The sequence below is a fragment of the Dolomitihabitans soli genome (assembly GCF_022213955.1).
Lineage (GTDB): Bacteria > Actinomycetota > Actinomycetes > Streptosporangiales > Streptosporangiaceae > Streptosporangium_A > Streptosporangium_A soli.
Genome location: NZ_JAKNTW010000038.1, coordinates 90,604 through 102,816 on the forward strand (window position 1 = coordinate 90,604; position 12,213 = coordinate 102,816).

The following is a 12,213-nucleotide window of genomic DNA, read 5'->3' on the forward strand; positions in this document are numbered from 1 at the left end:
GGTGAGGACGGGGGGTGGTACGCCGTTGTCAGCCCCCGGACCGCAACGGCAGTGCCGGGTCCACCGGTGTGATGCGGACCCGATCGCGATGGATGTCGGCGGGCGACGGCATCCGGCTGCCCGGCAGGCCCACCGCGGCGGTCGCCCAGGCCAGCCCTTCCACCAGTGCGGATTCCCCGCGTGCGCCCGCCGCCAGGAACCCGGCGAGCATGGCGTCACCCGCCCCGACCGTGCTGCGCGGCTCGGGAACGGGACACCTGCCGTAACTGACCCGTTCGTCCTGGAGGAGCACGGCGCCGTCGGGGCCGAGGCTGACGAGCACGGTGCCGGCGCCCATCGCCCGCAGCGTGCGCGCCCCCGCGATCGCGTCGCCGAGACAGGTGATCGGCGATCCGGTGACCTCCGCGAGTTCCTCGCGGTTCGGCTTGATCAGAGCGGGCCGCGCCGCCACCGCCGCGACCAGCGCCGGCCCGCTGGTGTCGATCGCGACGTGGATGCCCGCGCCGGCGAACCTCCGGCACAGCCGGGCGTAGACGTCGGCGGGCACCTCCGGCGGAAGGCTGCCCGAGGCGACCACCCAGTCGGCGTGGCGGGCCGCGCCGAGTACCGCCTCGGCCACCGTGTCCAGGTCGGCCGCGGACAGCGCGGTGCCCGGCTCGTTGATCTTCGTCACGGTCCCGTCGGGCTCGGCCAGCGAGATGTTGGACCGGGTCACGCCCGCGACCCGCACGGTGATCATGTCGATGCCCTCGCCGGACAGCAGGCTGATCAGCCTGCGCCCCTCGTCTCCGCCGTACGGCACGACCGCGCACGACCTGACCTTGTTGGCCAGCAGCGCGCGGGAGACGTTGACGCCCTTGCCGCCGGGGTCGAGGTGCGCCGCCCCCGCTCTGATCACCGCCCCTCTCCTCAGCGCGCTCACCTCGATCGTGCGGTCGAGGCTCGGGTTGAGCGTCAGCGTGAGGATCATGCGCGCAGCACCTCCGGGCCGGCCGCCGTCAGCTCGGCCGCGAGGGCCGGATCGAGCCCGTCGTCGCTGATCACGACGTCGATCTCCGACAGTGCGGCGAAACGGGCGAGGTAGGTGTTGGTGAACTTGGTGTGGTCGGCGAGCAGCACGCTGCGCTCCGCCGCGTCGATCATCGCCCGCTTGATCGCCGCTTCGGCGGGATCGGGGGTGGTCAGCCCCTTGGCGGCCGAGCAGCCGTTCGTCGCCATGAACGCCACGTCGACGTGCAACTCGGCGAGCGGCCGGAGAGCCCAGTCGTCCACCGTCGCCAGGGTCCTGCCCCTCACCCGGCCGCCCAGCATGATCACGCTGAGGTTGGCCCTGGTGGCGAGCGCGGTGGCGAGCGGCGGGGAGTTGACGATGACGGTGAGTTCGCGGTCCATCGGCAGCGCCTGGACGAACCGGCCCATGGTCGAGCCCGCGTCGATGATGATCGCGCCGTCCTCGGGCAGTTCGCCGAGCGCGGCCTTGGCGATCCGCTCCTTCTCGGCCGTCAGCACCTCGTCGCGCGCGGCCAGCGCGGGTTCGAAGCCGAGCCGCTCCACCGGGATGGCGCCGCCGTGCACCCGGCGCAGCACGCCCGCACGCTCCAGAGCGGTCAGGTCGCGGCGGATCGTCTCGGTGGTGACGGCGAACTCCTCCGCCAAGGTCACCACGTCGACCCGGCCGCTGCCCCGCGCCTGGCGCAGGATCTCCTGCTGCCGCTCCTCGGCGTACATGGTGTGGCTTCACCACCGTTTCGTGTTGGTTCTCCTTTGTTTATACCCGAGTATGTGGGAGGTCAAGGGTGTGCGGATCAGCCGGGCAGGAGGGTCGTCGCGTGCCGCCGCTCGCGTTCCACGGCCTTGGCGAGGGTTCGCACGCCCTGGCCCGCCTTTCGTGCGGAACCCGCGAGCAGGGCGGTCTGGGCGAGGTGGTCGCGCAGGGCTTTCAGGAAGAGGCGGTCGAACGTGGTGCCGGTCGCCTTGCGGAGGGTGGCCAGGTTCGCGGCGGTCACCATGCCGGGCATGAGGTGTCCCTCGTGCGGGTTCGTCGCGTCCAGTCCCGCCCGGTCGCGCGCTCGCCGGAGCTTGACGAGCCCGGTCGCGTGCTCCTCGCGCAGCCGTACGGCCAGCCGCCGGATCGCGGGGTCGGCGGCGCGCTCGGTGGCGTGTTCGGTGGCGTGTTCGGTGGCCAGGTCGAACAGGAGCAGGGCCTGTTCGTCCATCGCGATCGTGAGCTGGAGCCAGGCGACGTCGGTGCCGTTGAAGCCCTTTCGCGGGCCGGCGACGCTCGGGACGGTCTGGGGCGGGGTGTCCGGGGTCGCGAGGGAGGGGGTCTGGGCGGGGGCGTTCGGGGCCGCTATGGATGGGGTCGTGACGGCGGGGTCCGGAGGCGCCGTCGCGCATCCCTGGGCGAGGAGCAGGGCCAGCGCGACGCCGGCGGAGGTCGTCTTCACCGGCTGGCGGCGATACGTCATGGCCTGGCCGGCTTCGGGCTTCTGGGGGGACGCACGGGCGGCTCCTCGGGACGGTGGGTGGGAGAGCGCTCTCCAGTGAGAGTGCCCCGGCCTGTCCGGAGTGTCAATGCTCATCCGCATCGCTGTGAGATGGCGGCGATCGAGAACCGTTTCCCGTCGCGGCGCTCCGCCGAATCGTTCGGAGAGCGCTCTCCGTCGATCGGGAATGCGCAGGGGGTGCGGCCCGCCGTAGGGGGCCGCGTTCCACGGCACGAAGATCGCGTGCCGGTCAGCGCGGATTCGGACGCATGGACCTCTGTCGGGCCGGGCGCGGAGACCGAGAATCGACCGGTTCGCCGAGGTCGGCCGGCGGTGCTGAGATCCTCGCGGCTCTCGCCGAGGTCCCGGAGCCGACCCGGTGCTGGGCGTGGCTCAGGAGGAGTCCCTGACCACCAGGGTCGGCTCGAAGATGATCGAGGTCACCCGGCGGCCGGGCTCCTCGACGTGGGCGAGCAGCAGCCGGCCCATCTCCGCCGCCATGTCCTCCACCGGATGGCGGACCGTGGTGAGCGCGGGGCGGCAGGCCAGCGCCGCGCTGCTGTCGTCGAAGCCGACCACCGCGACGTCGTCGGGCACCCGCCTGCCGTGGTGGCGCAGGGCCTGGAGGGCGCCCTGGGCCATCAGGTCGTTGGCGGCGAAGACCCCGTCGAGGCCGGGATCCTCGGCGAGCAGGCGCTCCATCGCCGCCTCGCCGCTGTCGCGGGTGAAGTTGCCCTCGGCGGCGGGGATGTAGGGATGACCGTGCGTGGCCATCGCGTCCCTGAACCCCGCCAGCCGATCCTGCCCGGCCGGGACGTCGAGCGGGCCCGAGATGGTCGCCACCCGGGTGCGGCCCCGGGCGATCAGGTGGTCGGCGGCCAGTTTCGCGCCGGTCCGGTGGGCCACGTCGACATAGCTGATCGGGATCGGCTCGAACGGCCGCGCGAACAGCACGGCGGGCCGTCCCGCCTCGACGACGAGCCCCGGCAGCGGGTCGTCCGCATGGGTCGAGACGAGCACGGCCCCGTCCGCGTTGCCCTGTCGCAGGTAGGTCAGAACCTGGCCGCGCGCCTCCGCCGTCTCGGCGAACATCAGGATCGGATGGATGCCCAGCGGGCGCAGGAACCCCACGATCCCGTCGGCGACGCGACCGAAGAACGGGTCCGCGAAGACCTTGCTGGGAAAGGGGTGCTCCTCGCTGTCGCCGCCCGCGCCCGAGACGACCAGGGCGATCGCGCCGGAACGGCGGGTCACCAGGGAGCGTGCCGCCTGGTTGGGGACGTAGCCGGTGCTGGCGAGCGCCTCCCGGACCGTCTCCTGGATCACGGGATCGACGTTGCGGATGCCGTTGATCACGCGGGAGACGGTGGCGCGGGAGACGCCGGCCGCCCGTGCCACGTCCTCCAGCGTCGGGGAACCAGTCATACGGTTGTTATAGCACGACCGGAGAGCGCTCTCCCCAGAGTCAGGGGGAGATCGCTGGCGGAGCGGCCAACCATGATCGTCAGATTCCCCGGCTCGGTCCGCCAGCCGCCGTCCGCCCAGTGCCGCAGGGCCCGCGCCGGGATCTCCACCTCCACCTCGGTCGCCTCGCCCGGCCCGGCCTCGACCGGCGCGTACCCCGCGAGCCATCGCACCGGCCGCCGCACCGTGGAGTCCGGCCTCGCGAGATAGACCTGGACGATCTCGCGGCCCGCTCGCGCCCCGGTGTTGCGCAGCCGTACGCGGACCGGGAAGGGCTGGTCCGGCCCGATCTCCTCGGGCGCCGAAACGGCCTCGTAGGACCAGGACGTGTAGCCCAGGCCGTGCCCGAACCAGTAGGCCGGGCGGTCGCCGCGCCGCAGCCAGGCCCGGTGCCCGAGGTCCAGGCCCTCCGCGTAGTCGAGCCTGCCGTCCATGGGGGCGGTGCCGACCGTGGCCGTGTCGCTCCAGGTGGTCGGCAGCCGCCCGCCGGGCTCGGCGACGCCGAACAGGACGTCGGCCAGCCCGTGCCCCGCCTCCTGGCCGGGGAACCAGCTCAGCAGTACGGCCGGCACCTCCTCGCGCCACGGCAGGGTGACCGGCCCGCCCGAGTTGACGATCACGACGGTCCTCGGGTTGGCCGCGGCCACGGCGCGGACCAGCTCGTCCTGGCGTCCGGGCAGGTCGAGGGTGACCCGGTCGTAGCCCTCGCTCTCGATCTCCTCCGTGGTGCCGACCACCACGACGGCGACGTCACAGGTCCGGGCGAGCTCGACGGCGGTGGCGATGCCCGTCTCGTCGTCGGCCTTCGGCGGATCGGCGGCCAGCACCGAGGCGCGCCCCGAGCCCGGATCGAGCCGGCGCCGCGCGAGCACCTCGATCTCCCGGCCCGCGGTCAGGGGGAGCGGGACACGGCGGTAGGGCGGGGAGAGGTGAACCGTGGCCGGATCGTCGGTGTCGCGCTCGACCTCCTCGTCGACCAGCACCTCCCCGTCGGCTTCGAGCCGTACCCGGCCCCAGCCGGCGACGGCCAGGTTCCACCGGCCGTCCACGGCGGGGCGCAGCCGGGCGCTGATCTCGACCGTGACCGCTCCGTCGATCATTGCGGGTTCGAGGATGCGGCCGGTCAGCCGGTGCTCGGCGTGCAGTTCCGCGCCATCGGCGTCCAGCAGCCGGACCAGGACGCCGGGCCGGCCGGTGCGCGGGTTCACCGCGTAGGCCGGGTCGAGCGGGGTGGGCCGGTCGGAGGTGGTGACTCCGGGCGCGTGCGCGATCTCGGCGGTGTCCCCGAGGGCGGCGCGGATGCCGTCGAGGGGCGACACCACCCCCTCGGGGTACACCCCGGCGCTGCCGCCGCCCTGGATCCTGGCGACGGCCGCGTTGGGGCCGATCACCGCGACCCGCCGCAGGTCCGGCGGGGAGAGGGGGAGCAGCCCGCCTTCGTTCCGCAGCAGAACGCTCCCGGTCGCCACGGTCCGCCGCAGCAACGCGAGGTCGTCGCCGGCCCGCGTCGTGTCGCCGGCCCGCGTCGGGCCGTCGGGCGGGGGCTGGTCGGCCGGGGCGTTGAGGGCGCCGACCCGGACGGCGAGGCGGAGCAGGCGGTGGACCTTGTCGTCGATGGCGCTCTCCGGCACCTCGCCCGCGCGGACGGCGGCGACCAGCGCGTCCCCCCAGTGGTCGTTGGGGCCCGGCATGGCCAGGTCCTGGGCGGCCCTGGCGGAGGCCGTCGTGGAGCGGATCGCGCCCCAGTCGGAGACCACCACCCCGTCGAAGCCCCATTCGCCCTTGAGTGGCTCGTCCAGCAGCGGGCTCTCGGACATGGTCGTGCCGTTCACCCCGTTGTAGGCGGACATCACCACCCAGACGCCTTCCTCGACGGCGGCCTCGAAGGGAGCCAGGTACACCTCGCGGAGGGTCTGCTCGTCGACCCGCGCGTCGAGTGTCAGCCGCTCGGTCTCCGAGTCGTTCGCGGTGTAGTGCTTCGCGGTCGCCGCCACCCCGCCCGCCTGCACCCCCCGGATGTAGGCCGCGCCGATCCGGCCGGTCAGCAGCGGGTCCTCGGAGTAGCACTCGAAGTGCCGGCCGCCGAGCGGGGAACGGTGCAGGTTGAGCGCGGGCGCGAGCAGGATGTCCACCGACACGCGCCTGGCCTCGGCGGCCAGCAGGGCGCCGAGCCGCTCGACCAGTTCCTCGTCCCAGGTCGCGGCGAGGGCGGTGGGGGAGGGCAGCGCCAGCGAGGTGCGCCGCTCGTCCCAGCCCTCGCCGCGTACGCCGATCGGGCCGTCGGAGGTCAGCATGGCGCGCAGGCCGATGTCCGGCTCGGCGTGCGTGCGCCACACCGTCGCCCCGGCGAGCAGCCGCACCTTCCGCTCCAGGTCCAGCTTCTCCACGAGGTGGTCGAGATCTTCGTCGGTCACGTCAGGTTCCCCTTGTCTGGGAGAGCGCTCTCCCTGACCCAGGGTCAGCGCTGGGCCCCCCACGTGTCAATGGCGGCCGAACCCACGTTTCCGGCAGGTTTCCGGGTCTTGACAACCGTCGATCCGGCAGGACAGGCTGCACGGGAGAGCGCTCTCCCACACCCCCCGTTCCGAGGAGAGACCCGTGCGTCCACGTCGAAGTCCTGTCCTGCTTGTTCTGTCGTTAGTGGCGTCGGCGCTGGTGGCGGTCCAGCCGCCGGCGTCGGCGGCCGCGTGTGGTGTGGTGAACGCGGCCGCGGGGAGACCGGTGACGGCCTCCTCGGTGGAGGGAGCGGGCACTCCCGCCGCGGCGGCGGTCGACGGGGACGCCGGCACCCGGTGGTCGAGCGCGTTCGCCGACCCGCAGTGGCTGCGGGTGGATCTGGGGTCGGTCCAGCAGGTCTGCCAGGTGGTGCTGACCTGGGAGGCCGCGTACGGCAAGGCGTTCAAGATCCAGCTCTCCGACGACGGATCGTCCTGGTCGGACGTCTACTCCACGACCACGGGCCCCGGCGGCACGCAGACCCTGGCGGTGACCGGCAGCGGCCGTTACGTGCGCATGTACGGCACGGCCAGGGCCAACGGCTACGGCTACTCCCTCTGGGAGTTCGCCGTCAACACCGGCACCGACTCCGGGCCGGGCGACTGGACCGAGGTCTGGAAGGACGACTTCACCGGCGCGGCGGGCACCTCGCCCGCCGGCGCGAACTGGCTGCTGCGCACCGGCACCCAGTACCCCGGGGGCCCGGCCAACTGGGGCACCGGCGAGGTCGAGACCATGAGCGCCGCCCCCGCCAACGTCTCACTCGACGGCACCGGCAAGCTCTCCATCAAGGCCATCAGGGACGGCGCGGGCAACTGGACCTCGGGCCGGATCGAGACCCAGCGCACCGACTTCGAACCCCGGCCGGGAGAGCAGCTCAGGTTCAGCGCGGTGCTCAAGCAGCCCTCCGTCGCCAACCCCCTGGGTTACTGGCCCGGCTTCCGCGCGACGGGGGCGGCCTACCGGGGCGACTACAACAACTGGCCGGGCGTCGGCGAGACCGACATCATGACCGACGTCAACGGCCGCGACCAGCTCTCCAACACGCTGCACTGCGGCACCGCCCCCGACGGCGTGTGCAACGAGTACAACGGCCGCACCAGCGGCCTGGCCACCTGCGAGGGCTGCCAGACCGGCTACCACGAGTACACCCAGATCATCGACAGGACGAAGACCGACGAGGAGATCCGCTTCTACCTCGACGGCAGGCAGACCTGGGTGGTACGGCAGAGCCAGGTCGGTGTCGCCGCCTGGCGGGCCGCCGTCCACCATGGCTTCTACCTGCGGCTCGACCTGGCGATCGGCGGTTCGCTGCCCAACGCCGTGGCCGGATCCACCACGCCCGCGGCGGCCACCACCTCGGGCGGAGTCCTCAGCGTGGACTCCGTCACGGTGTCCCGGAGGCAGGGCGCCACGCCCGCGCCGATGACCGATCCGCCCGTCCCCGCCGGCCCGAGCACGGTCAGGGTCACCGGCGGGCAGGGAAACTGGCAGCTCACCGTGAACGGCTCGCCGTACGAGATCAAGGGGCTCACCTATGGGCCGCCGCAGGCGGCGGGCGACGGTTACCTGCGTGACCTGAAGGCCATGGGCGTCAACACCATCCGCATCTGGGGCGTGGACGACACGCACACCCCGGCGCTGCTGGACCAGGCCGCGCGGCACGGCATCAAGGTCATCGTCGGGCACTGGCTGAACCAGGGGGCCGACTACGTCAACGACACCGCCTACAAGACCAACGTCAAGAACGAGATCGTCGCCAGGGTCAACGCGCTCAAGGGACGCCAGGGCGTGCTCATGTGGGACGTGGGCAACGAGGTCCTGCTGACCATGCAGGACCACGGCCTGCCCGCCGACGTGGTGGAGCAGCGGCGCGTCGCCTACGCCAAGTTCGTCAACGAGGTCACCCAGGCCATCCACGCCGCCGACGCCGGCCACCCGGTCACCTCGACCGACGCCTGGACCGGCGCGTGGTCCTACTACAAGGCGCACTCCCCGGCCCTGGACCTGCTCGCGGTCAACGCCTACGGCGCGATCGGCGGGGTCAGGCAGGCGTGGATCGACGGCGGGTACGGCAAGCCGTACATCATCACCGAGGGCGGTCCCGACGGTGAGTGGGAGGTCCCCGACGACGTGAACGGGGTGCCGGACGAGCCGTCCGACCTGGAGAAGCGGGACCAGTACACGGCGAGCTGGAACGCGATCAAGGGCCATCCCGGGGTCGCGCTCGGCGCCACCGAGTTCCACTACGGGCTGGAGAACGACTTCGGCGGCGTGTGGCTGAACACCCTCACCGGCGGCTGGCGCAGGCACGGCTACCACGCGCTGAAGAAGGCGTACTCCGGCCAGGCGTCCGCCAACACCCCGCCCGAGATCACCGCGATGACCGTCGGCTCGCAGACGAGCGTCCCCGCGGGCGGGCAGTTCACCGTGACGACCACCGTGTCCGACCCGGACGGCGACCCGGTCCGCTACAACCTGATGGCGAGCAACAAGCACGTCAACGGCAACCGCGGCTTCGACCACGTCAGGTTCACCCAGACCGGGCCCGGCAGGTTCTCGGTGACCGCGCCGCAGCAGATGGGCGTGTGGAAGATCTACGTCTACGCCTTCGACGGCCAGGGCAACGTGGGCATCGAGCAGCGCTCGTTCCGCGTCGTGCCGCCGGTGCCCGACGGCGTCAACGTGGCGATCGGCAAACCGACCACCGCCTCCTCCTACCAGCCCACCGGCGACGGCGGCCCGTTCCTCCCGTCAAAGGCCACCGACGGGAACCACACCACCCGCTGGGCCAGCGAGTGGGCCGACCCGCAGTGGATTCAGGTCGACCTCGGCCAGGTGACCCCGATCAAGCACGTCCAGCTCGGCTGGGAGGGCGCGTACGGCAAGGCGTACCAGCTCCAGACCTCGGCCGACGGCTCATCCTGGACCACCGCCCACACCGTCACCGCCGGCGACGGCGGCTTCGACGGACTCGACCTGACCGCCTCCGCCAGATACGTCCGGCTCAACCTGACCCAGCGCGGCACCGCCTACGGCTACTCGCTGTGGGAGTTCGGCGTCTACCGCTGACCCTCGTACGGCGGGCCGCCCGCGCGTGGCCCGCCGTACCCGCGCGTTCCTCGTGGCGGAGAGCGACGCGGGCGGGCCGGCGATCGGCGTCAGGCGGCCAGGAAGGCCAGTTCGCGCCATTCGCGAAGCGGGAGCGCGGCCGGATCGGCGGTCAGGACCTGGAGGCACACGTGGTCGGCGCCCGCCTCGAAGTGCTCGCGGACCCGCTTCTCGATCGCGCCGGCGTCGCCGTACGCCACGATCGCGTCGACCAGCCGGTCGCTCCCGCCGCCCGCGAGGTCGGCGTCGCCGAACCCGAGCCTGCGCAGGCTGGCCTCCTGGTGCGGGGCGGCCTCGGCGTAGAAGCCGACGTGCCGCCGGGCGACCTCGCGGGCCCTCCCGAGGTCTGCGTCCAGGACCACGGCCTGCTCCACGGCGAGGAGCGGGCCGGTTCCCATCGCCTCGCGCGCCCGCCGGGTGTGTTCCACCGGCACGAAGTACGGGTGGGCGCCGAGGGTCCGCCGCGCGGCGAGCTCCAGCATCTTCGGCCCGAGCGCGGCGAGCATCCGCCGCGGGGGGTGCGCGGGGGCCGCGGAGTCCAGCGGGATCGCGTCCATGGCGTCGAGGTAGGCGCCCATCGTGGCGACCGCCTTGCCCCGGCTCGGGATGACATAGCCGTTCATCTGGATGGGGGTGTCGCTCACCCGGTGCCCGCCGAGCCCGAGGAGGTACCTGCCGGGGTGGGCCTCGTTGATCGACCGTTCGGCGGCGGCCATCGCGATCGGGTCGCGCAGGGCGATGTTGGCGATCCCGGCGGCCACCGTCAGCCGCCGGGTGGCCGTCAGGGTGAGCCACGCCTGGCTCACGCTGTCGCGGCCGAAGCCCTCGCCGAACCACAGCGTCCCGTAGCCCAGTTCCTCGATCTCGGCCGCGGCCTCGCCCACCCGGGCGGCCGGCTGCCCGTCGAGCGCGAAGGTCCAGATGCCCACACGCCCGAGTTCCACGTTCGTCACGCCGTCTCCTTGAAAGATGATCCGGAGAAGGTCTCCGGATAACTTGCGCCTATAATACGGAGAAGCTCTCCGATTGGAAACCAGATGATGCGGGCCGACGCACGCCGTAACCGGGACCACCTCGTGGCGGCGGCCACCGACGTGATCGCCGAGGAAGGTCCCGAGGCGTCCCTCAACGAGATCGCCCGCCGGGCCGGCGTGGGGCCGGGCACCCTCTACCGGCACTTCCCCACCCGCGAGTCGCTGCTCACCACGGTGTTCAGGACCAGGATCGAGGCCCTCTGCGCGCGAGCCGGCGACCTGGCCGCGAAACTCCCGCCGGGAGAGGCGCTCACCGCGTGGCTGCACGAACTGCTGGCACACGCCGTGACCGACCGCGGCCTGGGCGCCACCATGATGCTCACCGAGCAGGAGTCCGGCTTCGACTGCTCGGCGCTGATGGCCGCCGCCGCCTCCGGCCTGCTCGCCGGCGCCGGGGAGGCGGGATCCGTCCGGCGGGACCTGACCGTCGACGACCTCTTCCAGCTGGTCCACGGCATCTCGCTGGCGGCGGGCGACCTCGGCAGGGGAGACCGCCTGCTGACCCTCACCCTGGAAGGGCTGCGCGCCGCCTAACGCTCTTCGAGGTGCGTGCGGATGGCGTCCATGACGGCGTCGGGCGAGGCGGAGCGGGCGAAGGTGGCCACGACGACCTGTTCGGCGGCGTCGCGCGGCTTCTCCAGGTGGCGGAACGTCGTGATGACGTACTCCAGGGCGCGGTCGAGCGGGGCGAAGGGGTCATGCCGGCCGTTCGCCCGCAGCCAGCCCCGCAGCACCTGGTTGTGCGCGGCCACCACCGAGGAGGCCATCAGCTCCGCGCGGAGCGGGGCGTCGGGCGAGCCGGCCAGCCAGTCGCCGGCGAATTCCCGGAACAGCCGCTGGTACCGGGCGACGCTGACGATCTCGCGGTCGCGCAGCGCGGGCACCTGGCCGACCAGCCGGTAACGCCGCAGCGACACCTCGGCGTCCTCGACGTAGTGCGCGAGCACGATGCGGACCGCGTCGCACACGGCCACGATCGCCGTGTCGGCGGTGGACGCCCGCAGCCGCGCGTCCACCTTCGCCAGCAACGCATCGTGATCCGGAAATATCACGTCTTCCTTGGACCGGTAGTGCCGGAAGAAGGTGCTCCGGCTCACCCCCGCCCGCGCCGCGATGTCGTCCACGGTGGTCTCGTCGTAGCCGCGCTCGCCGAACAGCGCGACCGCGGCCTCGGCGAGGCGCCGGCTGACGGGCGATCTGGGCATCTGGCCATTCTCCCGGATCCGCGGCTTGTACGGCCTGCTGGTACTAAGTATCGTTCATATGAAACTCAGTCTCAAGGATTGCGTTGACGGAACCTCGGAGGGCTCCAGTGAGCAACCCCCAGCCGCTGCGTAAGGTGCTGATCGCCAACCGGGGTGAGATCGCGGTGCGCGTGATCCGCGCGTGCCGGGACGCCGGCCTCGGCAGTGTCGCCGTCTATTCGGTGGACGATCTCGACGCGTTGCACGTCACCATGGCCGATGAGGCGTACGCGCTGGGTGGGCGGACGCCGGCGGAGTCGTATCTGTCGGTCGAGAAGCTGCTGGATGTGGCGCGGCGGTCGGGTGCTGATGCGGTTCATCCTGGTTATGGGTTTCTGGCGGAGAACGCGGGGTTCGCGCGGGCGGTGATCGAGGCGG

10 protein-coding genes are annotated in these 12,213 nt (G+C 72.5%); 3 read left to right on the forward strand and 7 right to left on the reverse strand.

Features of this window, described 5'->3' with window-relative positions; genetic code table 11:
• Positions 1-28: 28 nt before the first annotated feature.
• The 5 genes from pfkB to MBA17_RS43245 all read right to left on the reverse strand — a co-directional run bounded on the left by pfkB (position 29) and on the right by MBA17_RS43245 (position 6,364).
• Positions 29-970 (reverse strand): 1-phosphofructokinase, encoded by a 942-nt coding sequence (gene pfkB / locus MBA17_RS43225; RefSeq protein WP_238503783.1) that lies wholly within the window; start codon positions 968-970, stop codon positions 29-31.
• Positions 967-1,728 carry a DeoR/GlpR family DNA-binding transcription regulator gene (locus tag MBA17_RS43230; protein WP_238503785.1) on the reverse strand — a complete coding sequence of 254 codons (762 nt, stop codon included), beginning with the start codon at positions 1,726-1,728 and terminating at the stop codon, positions 967-969. Before MBA17_RS43230 ends, pfkB begins: the two co-directional genes overlap by 4 nt.
• Before the next feature lie 77 nt (positions 1,729-1,805).
• Positions 1,806-2,468: a DUF305 domain-containing protein gene (locus tag MBA17_RS43235; RefSeq protein WP_238503788.1), complete on the reverse strand. Its 663-nt coding sequence runs from the start codon at positions 2,466-2,468 to the stop codon at positions 1,806-1,808.
• 411 nt (positions 2,469-2,879) lie between these two features.
• Complete coding sequence (locus tag MBA17_RS43240; protein ID WP_238503789.1) at positions 2,880-3,911, reverse strand: LacI family DNA-binding transcriptional regulator; 1,032 nt, start codon at positions 3,909-3,911, stop codon at positions 2,880-2,882.
• On the reverse strand, positions 3,908-6,364 hold the full coding sequence (locus MBA17_RS43245; protein ID WP_238503790.1) for a glycoside hydrolase family 3 C-terminal domain-containing protein: 2,457 nt from the start codon (positions 6,362-6,364) through the stop codon (positions 3,908-3,910). Before MBA17_RS43245 ends, MBA17_RS43240 begins: the two co-directional genes overlap by 4 nt.
• A gap of 226 nt (positions 6,365-6,590) precedes the next feature.
• Between MBA17_RS43245 and MBA17_RS43250 the strand changes: the two genes are divergently transcribed.
• Positions 6,591-9,518 carry a discoidin domain-containing protein gene (locus tag MBA17_RS43250; RefSeq protein ID WP_238503792.1) on the forward strand — a complete coding sequence of 976 codons (2,928 nt, stop codon included), beginning with the start codon at positions 6,591-6,593 and terminating at the stop codon, positions 9,516-9,518.
• Positions 9,519-9,607: 89 nt separating this feature from the next.
• Here MBA17_RS43250 and MBA17_RS43255 read toward each other — a convergent pair whose 3' ends face one another.
• Entirely contained in the window at positions 9,608-10,510 is a 903-nt protein-coding gene (locus MBA17_RS43255) for a TIGR03620 family F420-dependent LLM class oxidoreductase (RefSeq protein ID WP_238503794.1), read from the reverse strand.
• A gap of 84 nt (positions 10,511-10,594) precedes the next feature.
• On the opposite strand from MBA17_RS43255, the gene MBA17_RS43260 reads away from it, so the two are divergent.
• Positions 10,595-11,125: a TetR/AcrR family transcriptional regulator gene (locus tag MBA17_RS43260; protein ID WP_238503795.1), complete on the forward strand. Its 531-nt coding sequence runs from the start codon at positions 10,595-10,597 to the stop codon at positions 11,123-11,125.
• Here MBA17_RS43260 and MBA17_RS43265 read toward each other — a convergent pair.
• Entirely contained in the window at positions 11,122-11,796 is a 675-nt protein-coding gene (locus tag MBA17_RS43265) for a TetR/AcrR family transcriptional regulator (protein WP_238503796.1), read from the reverse strand. The two genes, MBA17_RS43260 and MBA17_RS43265, sit on opposite strands and share 4 nt — an antisense overlap.
• A 125-nt stretch (positions 11,797-11,921) precedes the next feature.
• On the opposite strand from MBA17_RS43265, the gene MBA17_RS43270 reads away from it, so the two are divergent.
• Positions 11,922-12,213, forward strand: a 292-nt coding sequence (locus MBA17_RS43270; protein ID WP_274386862.1) for a biotin carboxylase N-terminal domain-containing protein, incomplete at its 3' end; no start/stop codon positions are given.

Bases quoted from the DNA above. Each gene is read 5' to 3' on its own strand.
- pfkB (WP_238503783.1), bottom strand. From the start codon at position 970: ATGATCCTCACGCTGACGCTCAACCCGAGCCTCGACCGCACGATCGAG.
- MBA17_RS43230 (WP_238503785.1), bottom strand. From the start codon at position 1,728: ATGTACGCCGAGGAGCGGCAGCAGGAGATCCTGCGCCAGGCGCGGGGC.
- MBA17_RS43235 (WP_238503788.1), bottom strand. From the start codon at position 2,468: ATGACGTATCGCCGCCAGCCGGTGAAGACGACCTCCGCCGGCGTCGCG.
- MBA17_RS43240 (WP_238503789.1), bottom strand. From the start codon at position 3,911: ATGACTGGTTCCCCGACGCTGGAGGACGTGGCACGGGCGGCCGGCGTC.
- MBA17_RS43260 (WP_238503795.1), top strand. From the start codon at position 10,595: ATGATGCGGGCCGACGCACGCCGTAACCGGGACCACCTCGTGGCGGCG.
- MBA17_RS43265 (WP_238503796.1), bottom strand. From the start codon at position 11,796: ATGCCCAGATCGCCCGTCAGCCGGCGCCTCGCCGAGGCCGCGGTCGCG.